The sequence below is a fragment of the Microbacterium sp. genome, from assembly GCF_047607465.1.
GTDB lineage: Bacteria > Actinomycetota > Actinomycetes > Actinomycetales > Microbacteriaceae > Microbacterium.
This window is the reverse complement of record NZ_JASGCY010000091.1, coordinates 1-18,748: the sequence shown is the minus strand read 5'-3', so window position 1 is coordinate 18,748 and position 18,748 is coordinate 1. Positions and strand designations below refer to the sequence as shown.

Genomic DNA, 18,748 nt, shown 5'->3' with positions numbered 1-18,748 from the left:
CGGAGCCTCGACGTCGGCGGCCGCCGGTAGGCTGGAGACATGGCAGCTGCGCGGACCGGATCACGAGCTCCGGCGAAGGCTGCCAAGATCCCTCAGGTGTCGTGGCGCGATCCGCGCCCGGCATCCGTCGTGCTCGTCTTCGGCCCCGAAGAGGTCTGCGCCGAGCGCGCGATCGCCGGGGTGCGCGACTACCTGCGCGCCGAGGACCCGGCGCTCGAGGTGAGCGATGTGCGCGCCGACGACTACGCGCCGGGCACGCTGCTCTCGCTGACCTCGCCCTCCCTGTTCGGTGAGCCGCGGCTCGTCCGCGTCGCCGGCGTCGAGAAGTGCTCCGACGCCTTCCTGCAGGAGGCCGTCTCCTACCTCGATCATCCGCAGGAGGGCGCGACCGTCGTGCTGCGCCACTCGGGGGCGAGTGTCCGTGGCAAGAAGCTGCTCGACGCGCTGCGCGCGGGCGCCGGCGGCGGCATCGAGATCGCCGTCCCCGCGATCAAGCGCGACGGCGAGCGCGCCGACTTCGCGGCGGGGGAGTTCAAGGCCGCGGGCAAGCGGATCGCGCCGGCGGCGCTGCGCGCCCTCGTCTCCGCCTTCGCCGACGACCTCACCGAGCTCGCTGCCGCCTGCCAGCAGCTCATCGGCGACGTCGAGGGCGACATCACCGACGACGTCGTGACGAAGTACTACGGGGGGCGTGTCGAGGTCTCCGCGTTCGTCGTCGCCGACACCGCGATCGCCGGGCGCTATGGTGAGGCCCTCATCGCTCTGAGGCACGCCCTCGCCTCCGGCGCCGACCCGGTGCCGATGGTCGCCGCCTTCGCGATGAAGCTGCGCACGATGGCCCGCGTCGCCGGGAACCGCGAGCCGAGCCGCCAGCTCGCCCAGCGCCTCGGCATGAAGGACTGGCAGGTCGACCGGGCGCGGCGCGACCTCTCGGGCTGGAACGAGCGCTCCCTCGGCATGGCGATCCAGGCGACGGCCAGAGCGGATGCCGAGGTGAAGGGCGCCGCGCGCGACCCGATCTTCGCCCTGGAGCGCATGGTCACCGTCATCGCCACCCGTCGACCGTTCGGAGAATGAGAATGCGGCTACTGCTGATCCGCCACGCAGAGACACCCAGCAACGTGCTCGGCGCGCTCGACACGGGCTTTCCGGGCGCTGGGCTCACCGACCTCGGTCAGGAGCAGGCCGCTGCTATTCCGGGCGCTCTGAACGGCGTGCCGATCGACGCGATCCACGCCTCGCCGCTCGTGCGCACGCAGCTCACCGCGGCCCCGCTCGCCACGGATCGCGGACTCGACGTCGAGGTGGTCGAGGGGTTCGAGGAGATCTCCGCGGGCCGCTGGGAGATGCGCAACGACCTCGATGCGGTCCACGCGTACATGAAGACTCTGGGCAGTTGGGGGACCGGCGACCTCGACGCGATGACCGACGGCGGAGAATCGGGCCACGAGTTCTTCGCGCGTTACGACGATGCGATCACCAAGGTCGCCGCTGGGGGAGGCACCGCCGTCGTCGTCAGCCACGGCGCGGCGATCAGAGTCTGGGCCGCTGCCCGCGTCACCGGCGTCGACCTCCGCGAGGCGGCGGCGTGGCGCATCGACAACACCGGCATGTGCGCCATCGAGGGCGACCCGGACACCGGGTGGAACCTCGTGCGCTGGGTGCGCGAGCCTCTCGGCGGTGCCGACCTCGAGGGCGTGCAGGCCTTCGACATCCGCTGAGGGCTTGCCACAGGCATCCGCCACCCTCCTCGGCGTACCGTCCGCATGCCCGATTCCCGTCTGCAGGTCGAGACACGGATTCTCGGCATGCAGACGGATTCTGAGCCGACGGACGGCACGGCCGGGGCGACCGCCGGACGGACGGCACGGCCCGCCGGACGGCACGGCACGGCCGGCCGGACCGGAGGGATGAGAAAAGGCCCGCCTCCGCAAGGGGAGACGGGCCTTTCGATCAGGATGCTCAGAGAGCGGCGACCTGCTTGGCGATGGCCGACTTGCGGTTCGCCGCCTGGTTCTTGTGCACGACGCCCTTGCTGACGGCCTTGTCGAGCTTGACGGATGCCTTCTTCAGCGCGGCCTCAGCCTTGGTCTTGTCGCCGGCGGCGACGGCCTCGCGGGTCTGACGAACGAGGGTCTTCAGCTCGCTCTTCACGGCCTTGTTGCGCTCGTGAGCCTTCTCGTTGGTCTTGTTGCGCTTGATCTGCGACTTGATGTTTGCCACGTGTGGACGCTTTCTGTACAGGAGTTGTTTCGGAGTGCCGGCTGGAGAAGAGGGCTCCTGCGCGGCGGTCGTGAGGGAAAAACCCACACGCAAGCCAAGAACCAATCCTATCAGCATCCGGGGCGATCTCCCTAAATGGCAGAATCATCACTATTCCGGTGCCGACATCAGGGTACCGGTATCTACCTCAAGGAACGTGCATGACTCTCGCACCTCGATCCGGATCCCTCACCGCCCGCCATCGCGAGGGGAGCGGGCGATGACCGCGAACACGAAGGTCGGATCGGGGTGGATGACGCTGTTCACCCTGGCGTGGCTGGCGATCTGGACGGTGCAGCTCACTCCGGTGCAGCTGCTGCTGCCCCTGCAGCTCGACACCCCAGAGGACGACTGGATCAAGGGAGTCGTGTCCTCGGGGCTCGTGCTCGGCATCGGCGGCCTGGCGGGCATCGTCGCAGGACCCGTCGCCGGAGCGCTCTCCGACCGAGCGGGCGCCGGGCGTCGTCGCCGGCGTCCCTGGGTGCTGGGCGGCGTCGGACTGACGGCCGTGTGCCTGGCGGTCACGGGATACACCGCGGGTCCCTGGGCGGTGGGCGCGGCGTGGGTCGGAGTCTCGATCGGCGTCGCGGTCTCATCGGCGGCGTTCACGGCGATGATCGCCGATCAGCTCCCGCCACGGCAGCGGGGTGCGGCATCCGCGGCCGTCGGATCGAGTCAGGCCGTCGGCATCGTGCTCGGCGTCGGGCTGGTCGTGCTCCTCGGCCTCGACATCGCCACCGGATACTGGATGCTGGCCGCCATCATCGCCGTCGTCGGCACGGCCGCGGCCCTGCTGCTGCCCGACCCCGCGGCGACCCGCGAGCTGCGCCCTGACCGCAGCGAGCGGTCGCTGTTCGCGTCGTTGCGTGATCGCGACTTCGCTTGGATGCTCGCCGGACGCCTCGTCGCGAACATCGGCAACGCGCTCGGCACGGCGCTGTTCCTGTTCTTCCTGCTGCACGGGCTCGGCCAGCCCAGCGCCGAAGCGCAGGACAACCTGCTGCTGCTCATCGTCGTCTACACGGTGTTCGTCGTCATCGCCTCGGTGCTCACCGGCATCCTCTCCGACCGCACCGGCAACCGTCGAGGGCTCACCGTCGCCGCGGCGTTCGTGCAGGCCGCCTCCGGCCTCGTCATCGCACTGGTGCCCACCTTCGAGGTGACGATGATCGCCGCAGCCCTCATGGGACTCGGCTACGGCGCCTTCTCGACCGTCGGGCTCGCCTTCGCGGCCGATCTGCTGCCGGACGAGAAGGACCACGCCCGCGACCTCGGCATCGTCAACGTGACCGCCGCGCTCGGCCAGCTGATCGGCCCCGTGCTGGGGGCCGGGTTCGTCGCCCTGGTCGGCGGGTTCTGGCTCGTCTTCGCGGCGGCGGCCGTGCTCTCGGTCGTCGGCGGCGTGCTCACCGGGGTGGCGAAGCCGTGGACCCGCTAGCCTCGATCGTCGCGATCGCCAACCGCAGCACGGCGTTGAAGACGCGCGGTCGCATCGCGGTGACCAGGTGCGTGGTCTGCGGGACCACGATGAGCTCGGCGTGCGGAGCCAGTCGGCGAAAGAGCGTCTCGTTGACGCGCAGCTGGTCGTACTGGCCGTTCACGAACCACAGCGGGATGCCGATGCGCTGCACGGCCGTCGCGATATCGAGAGCGGCCAGGCTGCGCAGAGCCTGATCCTGGGTGTCGAGGGCGTAGCCGCCGGCGGCGAAGTCGTCTCTCGTCTCGGGCGGGATGGTGGCGTCGAGGATCCGCTCTGTGAGCCACAGCCCGCGATCGGGCAGCGAGTTCACCGCTCCGGCGATCAGACGGTAGGCGGCGAGACCTGCGCCGTGGGGGAGTGCGGTGCAGGATGCCGCGATCAGCGCCGTCACGGGCGGCTTGTGCTCACCGCCCGTGTAGGCGAGCGTCAGCAGCCCGCCCATCGAGTGCCCGACCAGGAGCACCGGCCCGTTCTGGGCCGCCTGACGCACGGCCTCATCGATCGTGTGCAGGGCCTCGTGCAGGGTGAAGTCCTCATGCATCCTGGACCCGTGGCCCGGCAGGTCGACGGCCGTGGCGGGGACGCCGTGCTCGTCGAGCCACGCCAGTTGCGAGCGCCACATCGTCGCGGACGTGCGGATGCCGTGCACGAGGACCACTTGGAGAGTCACCCCTCCAGCATAGGAACAGAAAAGCGGGGCCGGTGGATGACCACCGGCCCCCGTGTGCACTCAGACGAGTCCCACTTTTCCCAGCCGAGGTCCTCGACCGGCGTGACGCCCCAGATCTCCTCGACGATCTTCGGCTCGAGCTTTTGCGCGACGGCAGTCCAGCTAGTGCCGCCGGCTCCGGCGGATCGGGGATTAGGCTCCCCTGACCGTAGAATCGACAGGACATGTCACCACGCGCCCTCACACCGCTTCAGCCCGCGGCCACGCCCGCTGAGCAGATCCGCAACTTCTGCATCATCGCCCACATCGATCACGGCAAGTCGACGCTCGCCGACCGCATGCTCCAGATCACGGGCGTGGTCTCGGACCGCGACATGCGCGCCCAGTACCTGGACCGCATGGACATCGAGCGCGAGCGCGGCATCACAATCAAGAGCCAGGCGGTGCGGATGCCGTGGCAGGTCGACGGTCAGGCCGTGGCGCTGAACATGATCGACACCCCCGGCCACGTCGACTTCACCTATGAGGTGTCCCGGTCGCTTGCGGCGTGCGAAGGCGCGATCCTGCTCGTCGACGCCGCGCAGGGCATCGAGGCGCAGACGCTCGCGAACCTCTATCTCGCGCTCGAGAACGACCTCACGATCATCCCGGTGCTGAACAAGATCGACCTGCCGGCCGCCGAACCGGAGAAGTACGCGAAGGAGCTCGCCGACCTCATCGGCGGCAGTCCCGACGACGTGCTGCGCGTGTCCGGAAAGACCGGCGTGGGCGTCGAAGCCCTGCTCGACCGCCTCGTGCAGGAGATCCCGGCTCCCGTCGGTGATGCGGATGCCCCTGCCCGCGCCATGATCTTCGACTCCGTGTACGACTCGTACCGCGGCGTCGTCACCTACGTGCGGATGGTCGACGGCAGCCTGTCGCCCCGCGAGCGCATCCAGATGATGTCCACCGGCGCGAACCATGAACTGCTGGAGATCGGGGTCTCCAGCCCCGAGCCGGTGCCGACGAAGGGTCTCGGCGTCGGCGAGGTGGGCTACCTCATCACCGGCGTGAAGGATGTGCGCCAGTCGAAGGTCGGCGACACCGTCACGAACGCCCGCAAGCCGGCATCCGAAGCCCTGGCGGGGTACACCGATCCCAAGCCGATGGTCTTCAGCGGCATCTACCCGATCGATGGCAGCGACTACGCGGAGCTGCGCGAAGCGCTCGACAAGCTCAAGCTCTCCGACGCCTCGCTGCAGTACGAGCCGGAGACCTCCGTGGCGCTCGGCTTCGGCTTCCGCTGCGGGTTCCTTGGGCTCCTCCACCTCGAGATCATCACCGAGCGCCTCTCCCGCGAGTTCGGCCTCGACCTCATCACCACGGCCCCCAGCGTCATCTACGAGGTCGTCACCAGCGACACCGGCGAGACCGTCACTGTGACCAACCCGAGCGAGTATCCGGACGGCCGCATCGGATCGGTGTCCGAGCCGATGGTGAAGACCGCGATCTTGCTGCCCAAGGACTACGTCGGCACCGTGATGGAGCTGTGCCAGTCGCGGCGAGGCACGCTGCTTGGTATGGAGTACTTCTCCGAGGAGCGCGTCGAGCTGCGCTACGACATGCCTCTCGGCGAGATCGTCTTCGACTTCTTCGACCAGCTGAAGTCGAAGACGCAGGGGTACGCCTCGCTCGACTACGAGCCATCGGGGTCGCAGGAGGCGGACCTCGTGAAGGTCGACATCCTGCTGCAGGGCGAGAAGGTCGACGCGTTCAGCTCGATCGTGCACCGCGACAAGGCCTACGCCTACGGCACGATGATGGCCGAGCGGCTGCGCAAGCTCATCCCTCGCCAGCAGTTCGAGGTGCCCATCCAGGCGGCGATCGGCGCGCGCATCATCGCGCGCGAGACCATCCGCGCGATCCGCAAGGACGTGCTCGCCAAGTGCTACGGCGGTGACATCACCCGCAAGCGCAAGCTCCTCGAGAAGCAGAAAGAGGGGAAGAAGCGCATGAAGATGGTCGGTCGCGTCGAGGTCCCTCAGGAGGCGTTCATCGCAGCGCTCTCCGGCGACGTCGAGGCGAAGAAGAAGTAGGACTCACCACCGTTTCAGCAAGCCGAAGTAGGGTGGAGATCATGCGGCGCGGGACTTTCCGAGACGACACGGTGGACTATGCGGCCGTGGGTGCGACCCACGCGTCCGATCTGATGCAGTACCCGCCGGAACGCAGCATCCCGGCCGAGCAGTCCTGGCGGATCGGCAGCGGTGCGGAGCGCTTCCAGACGGCCAGCGAGTCGCTGCTGTCGTGGACGGCGCAGCGCGCGGCGGGCCTGCGCATCGAAGACGTGCGCCCGGCATCCGGTCCCGCGTACGCCGGCGTGAGCTTCGACGCCGAGGGCACCCCGATCGCCCCCAGCCGCAGCGAGGTCGAGCAGCGCTTCGACGCCGAGGGCACCCCGTTCGTCGGACCGGGCATGACCCTCAAGCTCCACGGTCACGTCGCCGGCATGCGCGCCGACGCCGAGCTGCGCGTCATCTCGGTCACAGAGGAGAAGCGCCGCGTCGGCTTCGTGCTGGGCACTGTCGGCGGGTCCGTCGTGAGCGGCGAGGAGTCGTTCGACATCGACTGGCGCGAGGACAACGACGAGGTGTGGTTCACCGTGCGCGCCTTCGACGCACCGAACGCGCTGCTGTACCGGCTGCTCCCGGTGCTCGTGAAGCGGCGTCGCAAGGAGCTGTTCGCACGCTATCTGCGGGCGATCTCGCCGCTGTACGCGACGCCCGTCTGATGGCGCGAACTTCGTGATGGCCGGACCCCTGCCGATCGGCGACCCGGCCCCGGTCGACGGCCGCCTCCCGGCGGACCTGCCGATCGACCGCTCGACGCCGTTCTCGGCATACCTGCACATCCCGTTCTGCCGCGTCCGCTGCGGCTACTGCGACTTCAACACCTACACCGCGGGCGAGCTGCGCGGCGCGAAGCAGGAGGACTACGCGACGACGCTGGCCGACGAGATCTCGCTGGCCGAACGGGTGCTCGCCGAGGCGGGCGCGCTGCGACCGATGGACACGGTCTTCTTCGGCGGCGGCACCCCGACGCTCCTGCCCGCGGGAGACCTCGCGCGCATGCTCGACACGGCCGTCTCCGCCTTCGGCATCGCCGAGGGCGCCGAGGTGACGGTCGAGGCGAACCCCGACACGGTGACCCCGGCGGTCGTGCGCACTCTGGCGGATGCCGGCGTCACCCGGGTGTCGATCGGCATGCAGTCGGCGGTGCCGCACGTGCTCGCCGCCCTCGATCGCACCCACGACCCCGAGAACGTGCGCACGGCCGTGGCCGCGGCGAAGGACGCCGGGCTCGCCGTGAGCGTCGATCTCATCTACGGGGCCCCTGGCGAGTTGCTCGGCGACTGGGAGCGTTCGCTGGACGCGGCGCTGGAACTGGAATCCGACCACATCTCCGCGTACGCGCTGATCATCGAGGACGGCACCAAGCTCGCCAGGCAGATCCGTCGCGGCGAGGTGCCGACTCCGGACGACGATCTGCAGGCCGACATGTACGAGCTCGCAGACGCGCGTCTCGCCGCGGCCGGGTTCGAGTGGTACGAGGCCAGCAACTGGGCGCGCTCTTCATCGCAGGGGAGCGACAACCGCTCTCGCCACAACCTCGCCTACTGGCGGGGGAGCGACTGGTGGGGGTTCGGCCCCGGTGCGCACAGTCACGTCGCGGGGCTGCGCTGGTGGAATGTCAAGCATCCGGCCGCCTACGCGCAGCGCCTCGCTGCATCCGAGTCCCCGGCGGCTGGCACGGAGAGACCGGATGCCGAAGCGCGGATGCTGGAGCGGGTGCTCCTGCAGAGCCGGCTCGCCGAGGGCATCGCCGTCTCGGACCTGCCCGAGGGCAACCGGTCGCGGGTGGCGGGTCTCATGGCCGACGGGCTCGTCGACGCGGCCGCCGCGATCCGCGGGCGCGTGCGGCTGACGCTGCGAGGCAGGCTCCTCGCCGACGCCGTCGTGCGCGAGCTCACCGACTAGGCAGCAGGTTCATCCCCGCCGTCCGGCGCTGCGGAACCGTCGAGATCCTCGTGTCGAACAATCTCGTCAGCCGATCCGCCCCATACGCCGGCCACCCGGGGTCGCCGGTCTTCACGAACGAGACCCACGCGGCGTGCATCTCGGCGGCGAGCTCGCGCGGGGCGTCGGGGCCAGCGAGCCGCTGCGCCTCCTCGTCGTCGAGACGGTCGAAGACGAAGCCGAGCTCGAGGGCGTGCGCGGCGCGCAGATCGCGCACGGGGCTCGGCCAGGCGAACTCGTACACGAATGTCTCAGCGCTACGCGCCAGAGCGAGGCGCGTGAGGGGGCCGCGCAGCATGATGTCGGTGGCGAGCTGACCGAAGATCTCTCCGGTGGAGGCGCCGGGGAACTCGGTGCGATACGCCGCGACGGCGCGCCGAGGGATGCGCAGCGCGAGCCGTGCGAGCAGCAGCTTCAGCGGGGTGACGGCATCGAGCGCCTCGGGCGTGAACCACAGCCGGTACTCGTCGGTGTTGCTGCCGATCAAGAGCGGCGTGTCGATCCCGCGCAGGGTCTCGTGCGGGGACTGCGGCAGCACGTCCGGATCGATCGCGAACTGGAAGCCGGGGGCTCCGCCCAGAGGCGACGACCCTGCGGACTGCTCTCGCCTGGCCTGCAGCAGCTTCTCGGGGGAGACCTCGGCGAACGCTGTGCGATCGGCGCGGATGCCGAGGAGCTTCGCGAGCTGCGCGGTGACGCGCCCGGCCTTTCGCGGCGTCTGGGCCTCGAGCGGGCCGGACTCGATGATGGCCCGTGCCACCAGAGCGCGCGAGGCCGGCCGGGTGAGGAGTCCTGCAACGATCCCACCGCCGGCGGACTCGCCCATGACCGTGATCTGCGCCGGGTCGCCGCCGAAGGCCGCGATCTGCCCATGCACCCAGTCCAGGGCTGCGGCGGCGTCGAGCAGGCCGAGATTGCGCGGAGCTCCGTCGAGCACCGAGAAGCCTTCCGAGCCCAGCCGATAGTTGATCGACACGAAGACGATGCCGGCCCGCGCGAACGCTGTGCCGTCGTATAGCGGGATCGCCGCCGTGCCGCGCTCCAGCGCGCCGCCGTGGATCCACAGCAGCACCGGCGCTGCGTCGGCATCCGTCGGTGCCCATACGTTCGCCGTCAGAATGTCGTCTCCGGCGATGCGCACCGAGCCCAGCAGCTCGCCGATCGGGCCCGCGTAGGGCAGCTGCGGCGCGGTCGGCCCGAACTCGGTGGCCTCGCGCACACCGTCCCAGGGCTTCACCGCCTGCGGCTCGCGGAACCGGTTCGCGCCGAAAGGAGGCGCGGCGTAGGGGATGCCGAGGAAACGGCGTACGCCGTCATCGATGGAGCCTCGCACGACACCGCAAGGGAGGGAGAGGGTCGACGTCGTCGTCATGATCGTCATCCTAGGGTGCGCGCGATAGGATTGGCACTCTAGGTGGCAGAGTGCCAGACGGGAGGTCGAGATGGTCACAGAGCGAGGCCTTCAGGTTCTCCGCGCGATCGTGCAGGACTACGTCGAGACCCACGAGCCCGTGGGCAGCCGGTCGATCGTCGACCGCTACTCCTTCGGCGTCTCCGCCGCGACGATCCGCAACGACATGGCGCTCCTCGAGGACGAGGAGCTCATCACCGCGCCGCACACCTCCTCCGGCCGGGTGCCCACCGACAAGGGATACCGCGTCTTCGTCGACCACCTCGCCCAGCTGCGCCCGCTGTCGATGGCGCAGCGCACGGCGATCGAGTCGTTCCTCGCCGACCCTGTCGATCTCGACGACCTCATGGCGCGCACGGTGCGGGTGCTCACCCAACTCACCGGTCAGGTCGCGCTCGCCCAGTACCCGTCGTTCGCCCGTGCGCATCTCACGCACCTCGAGCTCGTCGCCCTCGCCCCGAATCGCATGCTCATCGTGCTCGTCACCGACGCCGGCGGCGTCTCCCAGCGGGTGACGCCGCTGCCCGTCGCCCTCGACGAGGGCGACATCGCGGTGCTCCGTGCCCGGCTGTCGGCGCTCATCACCGGACGTGCGGTGAGCGATGCGGCCGAACGGCTCCAGACGCTGCTCGACGATCAGGCGACGACGGATGCCGCGTTGCGGGTCCTCGCGGGTGTGATCATCGACGAGCTCGGCGAGTTCCGGCAGGAGAGGCTGGTCATGGCGGGGGCTGCGACGCTCGCGCGCCGCGGCGAGGACTTCCGCGGCAGCATCCATCCCCTCCTCGAGGCCATCGAGGAGCAGGTGACGCTCCTGCGTCTGATGAGCGAGATGGAGGCCGATGCGCACGGCCTCGCGACGAGCATCGGCACCGAGAACGCCCCGTTCGGACTCGGCGAGGCCTCGATCGTCGCCAGCGACTACGCCGCGCCGGGCGGCACGGCGCGCGTCGGCGTGATGGGGCCGGTGCGCATGGACTACCCGAGCAACCTCGCGGCGGCGCGGGCTGTGGCCCGCTACCTGTCGCGCATGCTCGACGAAGACGAGGCGGGCCGCTGACGCGGCGCGCTCGAAGACATACGCAGAAAGGCGATTGTGGCGGATCACTATGAGGTCCTTGGGGTCTCCCGGGACGCGTCCCTCGACGAGATCAAGAAGGCGTACCGCAAGCTCGCGCGCCAGTTGCATCCAGACGTGAACCCGGGAGAAGAGGCGGCCGAGCAGTTCAAGCTCGTGACGCATGCGTACGACGTGCTCAGCGACGAGAACTCCCGCCGCCGGTACGACATGGGCGGCGGCGACGGGCCGGGCGGAGGCGACTTCGGAGGCTTCGGCGGGTTCGGCGACATCTTCGAGACGTTCTTCGGGGCGGCGCAGGGCGGTGGACGCGGGGCTCGCCCGCGGTCGCGTCGCGAACGCGGGCAGGACGCGCTCGTGCGGGTGACCCTCGACCTGGGCGACGTCGTCTTCGGTGCGCACCGCGACATCGAGGTCGACACCGCGGTGGTCTGCGACACCTGCAACGGCTCGTGCTGCCAGGCGGGCACCTCTCCCGTCACCTGCGACATCTGCCGCGGCTCGGGGCACGTGCAGCGCCAGGTGCGCAGCCTCCTCGGCAACGTCGTCACCTCGCAGCCCTGCGGCTCCTGCGAGGGCTACGGCACGACGATCCCGAACCCGTGCCCGACCTGCGCGGGCCAGGGCAGGGTGCGCTCGCGCCGGACGGTGTCGCTGGACATACCCGCCGGCGTCGAGAGCGGCCTGCGCCTGCAGCTTCCCGGTTCGGGCGAGGTGGGCAGGGCCGGCGGCCCGAACGGCGATCTCTACGTCGAGGTGACCGTCAACCCGCACCCCGCGTTCAGCCGCGACGGCGACGATCTGCTGGCCACGCTCGAAGTGGCGATGACCGACGCCATCCTCGGCACGCAGACCACGATCGAGGGACTCGACGGCGACGTCGACCTCGAGATCCGTGCGGGCGTGCAGTCGGGTGACGTGCTCACCATCGAGGGCCGGGGCATCACCCCTCTGCGCGGCACCCAGCGCGGCGACCTGCGGGTCGGCGTCCAGGTCGTGACGCCGACGAAGCTCGACCCCGCGCAGCGCAAGCTCATCGAGGACTTCGCGAAGAAGAGCAAGGCGCCGGGCCCCCAGCTCGCGCAGTTCCAGCAGGGGCTCTTCTCGAAGCTCCGCGACCGGTTCCGCTCGCACTGATCATGGCGCTGCACTTCCTCGTGGAGTCGGCGACCGGAGCCGTCGTCGGGGGGCTGGTCACGCTCACCGGCGCCGAGGCCAAGCATGCGGCGGTCGTGCGCCGGCTCCGCGTCGGCGAGGCGGTGTCCCTCGGCGACGGACGGGGCGTCTGGCTCACCGGTGTCGCCGAGGAGATCACTCCGTCGCGGGTCGGCGTGCGCGTCACCGCGCGGGAGAATCGCCCTGCGCCGTCGCCGCGGATCGTGCTCGTGCAGGCGCTCGCGAAGGGCGACCGCGACGAGCTCGCCGTGCAGGCGGCCTGCGAGCTCGGCGTCGACGAGATCGTGCCGTGGCAGGCCAGTCGCAGCGTGTCGCGGTGGGAGGGGCCGAAGGCCGTCAAGGGGCGCGAGCGCTGGGCGACGATCGTGCGCGAGGCCGCCAAGCAGGCGCATCGCGCCTGGGTGCCCGAGGTGACGGCCCCTGTGACCACCGCTCAGCTCGCCGAGCGCGCCGCGGGGGAGCGGATGCTGATGCTCGACCCCACCGCCACCGTGCGGCTCTCGGCACTCGAACCCGACGGGAGCGACCTCGTGCTCGTCGTCGGCCCCGAGGGCGGCATCGCTCCCGACGAGATCGACCGGCTCGTGGCCGCCGGCGCCGAGCGCGTGCTGCTGGGCGACACGGTGCTGCGCACCTCGACAGCGGGCCCTGCGGCGATCGCGGTGCTGTCGGCTGCGCTCGGGCGCTGGTGACCCAGGACGAAACGAACTGGCCGTACACCGCGTCGGTAGACTGGAAGCATGAGCGAGCCCTCGATCTTTACCCGCATCCTCACCGGGGACATCCCCGGCGAGATCCTGCTCGAGACCGAACGAGTCTTCGCGCTCCGTGACATCAACCCGCAGGCGCCGATGCACCTGCTCGTGATCCCGAAGACCGAGCAGTACCGCGACGTCACCGAGCTCGCCGTCGGCGACCCAGGGCTGCTCGCCGAGATGGTGGCGGCGGCCAAGCGGCTGGCCGACGAGCACGCGAACGGCGAGTACCGGCTCATCTTCAACAACGGCGCCGGCGCCGGCCAGTCCGTGTTCCACGTGCACGCACACGTGCTCGGCGACATCGAGGAGAACAAGCTCGTTGGCTTCTGACGAAACCACAGACCGCATCTACGCCGACGGCGTGGCGATGGTGCAGCTGCTCGGCCCGCAGGACCGTCTGCTGCGCGTGCTCGAAAAGGAGCACCCGGAGGTCCAGGTGCTCGTGCGCGGCAACGAGATCACCCTCACCGGCGAGGTAGCGGCCGTCGCCGCCGCCCGGGCGCTCGTGGACGAACTGCTCACGATGACCCGGCAGGGCCACGACCTCGCCCCCAGCGACGTGTCGAGCTCGGCGCAGATGCTGCGGCGCGACGAAGGCCCACGGCCCAGCGAGGTGCTCGGCGAGGCGATTCTCTCCACGCGCGGCAAGGTCATCCGTCCGAAGACCCTCGGGCAGAAGGAGTACGTCGACGCGATCGAGGAGAACACGATCGTCTTCGGCATCGGCCCGGCCGGCACCGGCAAGACCTACCTCGCGATGGCGAAGGCCGTGCAGGCCCTCCAGCGCAAGGAGGTCGACCGCATCATCCTCACCCGGCCGGCCGTCGAGGCCGGTGAGCGGCTGGGATTCCTCCCCGGCACCCTCACCGACAAGATCGACCCGTACCTGCGGCCGCTCTACGACGCGCTGAACGAGATGATGGACCCCGAGATCGTGCCGCGTCTGATGGCCACCGGCACGATCGAGGTCGCGCCCCTCGCGTACATGCGCGGGCGCACCCTCAATAACTCCTTCGTCGTGCTCGACGAGGCGCAGAACACGACGCCCGAGCAGATGAAGATGTTCCTCACCCGCCTCGGGTTCGGCACGAAGATGGTCGTCACCGGCGACATCACGCAGGTCGACCTTCCGCAGGGCTCCTCCGGCCTGCGCCTGGTCACCCGGGTGCTGGCGGACATCGACGACATCCATTTCACGCGCCTCACCAGCGCGGACGTGGTGCGGCATTCGCTGGTCGGGCGCATCGTCGACGCGTACAGCGAGTACGACGAGCAGCGCACCGCGCAGCGGCATGAGCGCGAGCAGGCGGCGCAGTTCGCCAGTCGTGCGGAGCGCCGGGGCGCCCAGCGGCCAGGGCTGCGGGATCGGATGCCGAAACGAGGCCTCTCCTGATGACACGAGCCACGAAGGAACGAGCACAGTCATGATCGAGATCAACAACGAATCGGCGATCGACATCGACGAGACCGTGCTGCAGCGACTGACCGACCACAACCTCGCCCAGATGCACGTCAGTCCCGACGCCGAGGTCGCGATCGTCCTCGTCGACGAGGGCGCGATGGAGGCGCTGCACGTTCAGTGGATGGACGAGCCCGGTCCGACTGATGTGCTCAGCTTCCCGATGGACGAGCTGCGACCCGGCACCGAGGACCGTCCGACCCCTCCCGGACTCCTCGGCGACATCGTGCTGTGCCCGCAGGTCGCCGAGGCTCAGGCGCAGACGGCGGGTCACACCCTCATGGACGAGCTCATCCTGCTCACCACGCACGGCCTGCTGCACCTGCTGGGCTTCGACCACGCCGAACCCGACGAGGAGCGTGAGATGTTCGGGCTGCAGAAGGAGCTGATCCAGGGCTTCGCCGCCGCCGAGCGCCGCCGATGACCGCTGCGTTACTGCTCGCCGCCGCCCTGCTGCTCGTCGCTTTCGGCGGCCTCATGGCGGCGATCGACGCCGCCTTCGGCGTGACGTCGCGAACCGACCTCGAGGAGATGGGGGCGCAGGGGCGCAATGCGACCTCCCTGTCTCGGGTCGCCGCCGATCCCGAGGCGCACGTGAACGCCGTGGTGTTCATCCGCGTGCTCGCGGAGACCACCGCCGCGGTGCTCGTCACGGTCGCCTTCTCGGCCCTGTTCGGGAACATCTGGTGGGCGATGCTCGCCGCCGCCGTGCTCATGACCGGCATCTCCTTCGTGCTCGTCGGCGCGAGCCCGCGCACGTTCGGGCGCCAGCACGCCGACCGGATCCTGCGCGGCTTCGCGCCCGTGGTGCGCTTCGTTCGGCTCAGCCTCGGGCCGCTCGCGCACGGCCTCGTCGTCGTCGGCAACCGGGTCACCCCTGGTGCAGGGCGCAGCACGTTCAGCTCCGAGGAGCAGCTGCTGAGCATGGTCGATGAGGCAGCATCTAACGACCTGATCGAAGAAGACGATCGCGATCTCATCCACTCTGTCTTCGACTTCACCGATCAGTTCGTCCGCGCCGTCATGGTGCCTCGCACCGAGATGGTCACCGTCGATGCGACGGCGACGACGAGCGAGGCGATGGCACTGTTCCTCAACCGCGGCGTCTCGCGGATGCCCGTGGTCGACGACGAGGCCGATGACGTGGTCGGCGTGCTCTACCTCAAGGACCTCGTGCAATTCGCGTACCGCGATGAGAGCGCGTGGCGGGCGGCGTCCATCCGCCCGATCTCGCGCCCCGCGGCCTTCGTGCCGGAGTCGATGCGTGCCGAGACCCTGCTGCAGCAGATGAAGCGCGACGCCGTGCACGTGTGCCTGGTGATCGACGAGCACGGCGGGATCTCGGGGCTCGTGACCCTGGAGGATCTCATCGAGGAGCTCGTCGGTGAGATCGCGGATGAGTACGATCAGGTGTCGGCTGAGATCGCCGACCTCGGCGACGGACGCTACCGCGTGAGTGCGCGGTTCCCGCTGGAGGACGTCGGCGACCTGTTCGGGCTCGAACTCGAGGACGACGACGTCGACTCCATCGGCGGACTGCTCGGCAAGGAGCTCGGCCAGGTGCCGCAGCCCGGCGCGACGGCGCTCGTGCACGGGCTGCTGCTCACCGGCGGGGTCTCGCGCGGCCGTGGGCGCGGCATCGCCACGGTGTTCGTGGAGCGGGCGCCGCAGGCGCCGGACGAAGGAGAGGCAGAGGATGACTGAGCAGGGCCGCAGCGGCTTCGTGACGTTCGTCGGGCGACCGAACGTGGGTAAATCCACGCTGACGAACGCTCTCGTCGGCGAGAAGATCGCGATCATCAGCGACAAACCGCAGACCACTCGCCGTGCGATCCGCGGCATCGTGAATCGCCCAGACGGACAGCTCGTGATCGTCGACACACCCGGCATCCACAAGCCGCGCACTCTGCTCGGTGAGCGTCTGAACGACCTCGTTGAGCAGGTGCTCGGAGACGTCGATGTCATTGGGTTCTGCGTGCCGGCGACAGAGCAGGTGGGGCCCGGGGACCGAAGGATCGCTGCTTCGCTCGACGGTTATCCTCGGGCGAAGAAGATTGCGATCGTGACGAAGACGGATGCCGCCGACAAGGATGCGATCGTCGAGAGGCTGATGGAGGTCGATTCTCTCCGCGAGGATTGGGCGGCCGTCATCCCGCTGTCTGCGCTCACGCGTGATCAACTCGACGTGCTCTCCGACGAGATCCTGGTGCTGATGCCGGAGGGGCCAGCGCTCTACCCCGAGGGCATAACGACCGACGAGTCGCAGGAGGATCGCATCGCCGAGATCATCCGCGAGGCCGCTCTCGACGGAGTGCGCGATGAGCTGCCGCACTCGATCGCGGTGGTGGTCGACGACATCGCCCCGCGTGAGGGCAGCAACCTCACCGATGTGCATGCTTCGATCGTGGTCGAGCGAGACAGCCAGAAGGCGATCATCATCGGCCGCAAGGGCGCGCGTCTGCGCGACGTCGGAGTGCGGGCTCGTGGAGAGATCGAGACGCTGCTCGGCGCGCGCGTGTTTCTCGGTCTGCACGTCAAGGTCGCCAAGGAGTGGCAGCGCGATCCGAAGCAGCTCGGCCGACTCGGGTTCTGACCGGGTGCGTCTGCAGGGCGTCGCACGGATGACCTGTGAGCGTGTTGTCCGATAGGGTTTCACTGGATATCCCTACGAGTTTTGGAGCGGTTGTGGGTGTGCTAAAGAATCTCCGGGCGCGATTTCACCGCGTGACAGCGCTGGTGACCGTCGGCGTGCTCGCCGGCGCGGTGCTGACCGTCAGCGCCGCGACGCCGTTTCTGCCGCTGACCCAGCCGACCCCCGCTCAGGCCGCCCCCGCCCTCATCACCTGCTCCGCGGAGGACAGCCTGGCCACGCAGCGTTGGTGGACGTTCGGCACGTACGGGGCGCTCGACTTTGGCATCGACGGCAGCGCACCGGTCTTCGTCGCAGGCAAGAACGTCTCGGTGGCGGATGAGGGTACAACGACTGTTACCGATGTCGACGGCAACCTGCTCTTCTACTCGAATGGTGACAACGTCTGGAACGCCGCGGGTCAGGTGATCGAGGGTGGCACGGGGCTGGGTGGATGGTCGAGTGCCGTCGAGACCGTGGCCGCGTTCCCCGTTCTCGGTGTGCTCGACACCTTCTATCTCGTCACCGTCGGCTCGACACAGCAGGTCCGGTACTCGGTGCTTGACATGAGTGCGAACGGGGGCGCCGGCAAGGTCACGACGGCAGCGCAGCTGTTGCAGGGTACTGCCTCTGAAGCGCTGACCTCGGTGCCCAATGCCGACGGTACCGGCTTCTGGGTGCTCTCCTTTCAGAAGAGCAGCACCAATTTGCTTGCCTGGGAGTTCGACGGCAGCGGCCCGAAGAACGGCGGCACGCCGGTGGTCAGCACCGGCCCCCGCAACCACAGCTCCAGCTTGGGAGCGCTGAGCGTCTACACGACCGCGACGCAGACTCTCGTGGCGCAGGCCGACGGAGGGTACGTGCGGGTCTTCGACTTCGATGCGGCGACAGGGAAATTCACACTCTTGTACGAGCTGACAGCGACAGGTGGGAGTGCCTACTTCGCGGACTTCTCTCCGAATGGCCGCTACCTCTACACGACGCAACTCGTCACAACCCCCTTCCTGCGACGGTTCGATTTGGCCGCGGGCACGAACGCGCAGATCCAAGCGAGCGTTGTGGACATCGCATCGCAACTCGGGACGTACAGCTTCGGTCAGGTGAGGCGTGGCCCCAATGGCAAGATGTACGTCGCGCACCGCAAGGCCAGCGCGCTCAGCGTCATCAACAATCCGGATGCGACCGACCCGGCGAGCGTCGGATATGTCGCTGGCGGGCTCGCATTGCCGAGCCCTGCGCGGAGTGAATACGGTCTACCCCAGCTCGTTACCGGTTGCCCGTCGCCGCCTGAGTTGCAGGTCACGAAGTCGGCTCTGCCTGCCTCGCCGATCGCCGACGCGAAGGCAGGTGACACCATCACGTACTCGTATGAGATCAAGAACACCGGCACCTCGACGGTGACCGATGTCGGCGTGAGCGAAGTGGCCGCGAACTTCACAGGAAGCGGTGCACTGCCGCAGCCGACGTGCCCCGCCGAAGCGACATCGCTCGGCGTCAATCAGACCGTGACCTGTACCGCGGAGTACACGGTGACGCAGGCGGATATTGATGCGGGCGAGGTGTCGAACACGGCGACCGCGACAGGTACGGATGCGAACGGCGATGCCTATGAGAGCGATCCGTCGAATACGGTGGTGACGGAGTTCACGGCTGACCCGGGTTTGCAGGTGACGAAGTCGACGGAGGGCGATGTTCCCACGGCGGCGGGTGGTGTTATTCAGTACGTGTTTGTGGTGGAGAACACGGGGAATGTGACGTTGTCGTCGGTGG

17 protein-coding genes and 1 pseudogene are annotated in these 18,748 nt (G+C 69.1%); 15 read left to right on the top strand and 3 right to left on the bottom strand.

Annotated features, from left to right (window positions below; translation table 11 throughout):
• The first annotated feature begins 39 nt into the window (after positions 1-39).
• Together holA and QM568_RS13160 are read left to right on the top strand one after the other, a co-directional pair.
• On the top strand, positions 40-1,077 hold the full coding sequence (gene holA / locus QM568_RS13165; protein ID WP_415139577.1) for a DNA polymerase III subunit delta: 1,038 nt from the start codon (positions 40-42) through the stop codon (positions 1,075-1,077).
• 2 nt (positions 1,078-1,079) lie between these two features.
• Positions 1,080-1,721, top strand: a complete 642-nt coding sequence (locus tag QM568_RS13160) for a histidine phosphatase family protein (RefSeq protein WP_415139575.1) — start codon at positions 1,080-1,082, stop codon at positions 1,719-1,721.
• Positions 1,722-1,962: 241 nt separating this feature from the next.
• Here the strand turns inward: QM568_RS13160 and rpsT are convergent, their stop codons facing one another.
• Positions 1,963-2,223 (bottom strand): 30S ribosomal protein S20, encoded by a 261-nt coding sequence (rpsT, locus tag QM568_RS13155; RefSeq protein WP_415139572.1) that lies wholly within the window; start codon positions 2,221-2,223, stop codon positions 1,963-1,965.
• A gap of 259 nt (positions 2,224-2,482) precedes the next feature.
• Here rpsT and QM568_RS13150 point away from each other — a divergent pair, with 259 nt between their 5' ends.
• Positions 2,483-3,700, top strand: a complete 1,218-nt coding sequence (locus QM568_RS13150; protein WP_415139569.1) for an MFS transporter — start codon at positions 2,483-2,485, stop codon at positions 3,698-3,700.
• Here QM568_RS13150 and QM568_RS13145 read toward each other — a convergent pair.
• On the bottom strand, positions 3,669-4,412 hold the full coding sequence (locus QM568_RS13145; RefSeq protein ID WP_415139567.1) for an alpha/beta fold hydrolase: 744 nt from the start codon (positions 4,410-4,412) through the stop codon (positions 3,669-3,671). The genes QM568_RS13150 and QM568_RS13145 overlap by 32 nt on opposite strands.
• 224 nt (positions 4,413-4,636) lie before the next feature.
• Here QM568_RS13145 and lepA point away from each other — a divergent pair, with 224 nt between their 5' ends.
• The 3 genes from lepA to hemW are packed head-to-tail and all read left to right on the top strand — an operon-like array spanning position 4,637 to position 8,428.
• The gene (gene lepA / locus QM568_RS13140) at positions 4,637-6,487 is read left to right on the top strand and encodes a translation elongation factor 4 (RefSeq protein WP_415139565.1); all 1,851 of its coding nucleotides are present in this window, start codon (positions 4,637-4,639) and stop codon (positions 6,485-6,487) included.
• A gap of 41 nt (positions 6,488-6,528) precedes the next feature.
• Positions 6,529-7,182 carry a DUF1990 family protein gene (locus QM568_RS13135; protein WP_415139563.1) on the top strand — a complete coding sequence of 218 codons (654 nt, stop codon included), beginning with the start codon at positions 6,529-6,531 and terminating at the stop codon, positions 7,180-7,182.
• A gap of 16 nt (positions 7,183-7,198) precedes the next feature.
• Entirely contained in the window at positions 7,199-8,428 is a 1,230-nt protein-coding gene (hemW, locus tag QM568_RS13130) for a radical SAM family heme chaperone HemW (RefSeq protein WP_415139561.1), read from the top strand.
• On the opposite strand, the gene QM568_RS13125 is transcribed toward hemW, so the two are convergent.
• Positions 8,418-9,839, bottom strand: coding sequence for a carboxylesterase/lipase family protein (locus QM568_RS13125; RefSeq protein ID WP_415139559.1), 1,422 nt, complete (start codon positions 9,837-9,839; stop codon positions 8,418-8,420). The two genes, hemW and QM568_RS13125, sit on opposite strands and share 11 nt — an antisense overlap.
• 70 nt (positions 9,840-9,909) lie before the next feature.
• On the opposite strand from QM568_RS13125, the gene hrcA reads away from it, so the two are divergent.
• The 9 genes and pseudogenes from hrcA to QM568_RS13080 all read left to right on the top strand — a co-directional run.
• Positions 9,910-10,938, top strand: a complete 1,029-nt coding sequence (gene hrcA, locus QM568_RS13120; protein WP_415139557.1) for a heat-inducible transcriptional repressor HrcA — start codon at positions 9,910-9,912, stop codon at positions 10,936-10,938.
• A gap of 36 nt (positions 10,939-10,974) precedes the next feature.
• Entirely contained in the window at positions 10,975-12,093 is a 1,119-nt protein-coding gene (gene dnaJ / locus QM568_RS13115) for a molecular chaperone DnaJ (RefSeq protein ID WP_415139555.1), read from the top strand.
• 2 nt (positions 12,094-12,095) lie between these two features.
• The gene (locus tag QM568_RS13110) at positions 12,096-12,824 is read left to right on the top strand and encodes a 16S rRNA (uracil(1498)-N(3))-methyltransferase (RefSeq protein ID WP_415139553.1); all 729 of its coding nucleotides are present in this window, start codon (positions 12,096-12,098) and stop codon (positions 12,822-12,824) included.
• A 48-nt stretch (positions 12,825-12,872) separates the two neighbouring features.
• Complete coding sequence (locus QM568_RS13105) at positions 12,873-13,220, top strand: HIT domain-containing protein (RefSeq protein ID WP_415139551.1); 348 nt, start codon at positions 12,873-12,875, stop codon at positions 13,218-13,220.
• Positions 13,221-13,257: 37 nt separating this feature from the next.
• Complete coding sequence (locus tag QM568_RS13100) at positions 13,258-14,283, top strand: PhoH family protein (protein WP_415139597.1); 1,026 nt, start codon at positions 13,258-13,260, stop codon at positions 14,281-14,283.
• A gap of 31 nt (positions 14,284-14,314) precedes the next feature.
• Positions 14,315-14,773, top strand: a complete 459-nt coding sequence (gene ybeY / locus QM568_RS13095; protein ID WP_415139549.1) for an rRNA maturation RNase YbeY — start codon at positions 14,315-14,317, stop codon at positions 14,771-14,773.
• A complete protein-coding gene (locus QM568_RS13090) occupies positions 14,770-16,053 on the top strand; it encodes a hemolysin family protein (protein ID WP_415139547.1) in 1,284 nt (427 codons plus the stop codon). Before ybeY ends, QM568_RS13090 begins: the two co-directional genes overlap by 4 nt.
• A complete protein-coding gene (gene era / locus QM568_RS13085; protein WP_415139545.1) occupies positions 16,046-16,942 on the top strand; it encodes a GTPase Era in 897 nt (298 codons plus the stop codon). The genes QM568_RS13090 and era overlap by 8 nt, the downstream gene beginning before the upstream one ends.
• Before the next feature lie 143 nt (positions 16,943-17,085).
• A pseudogene (locus QM568_RS13080) lies at positions 17,086-18,748 on the top strand (hypothetical protein); the annotation flags it as partial.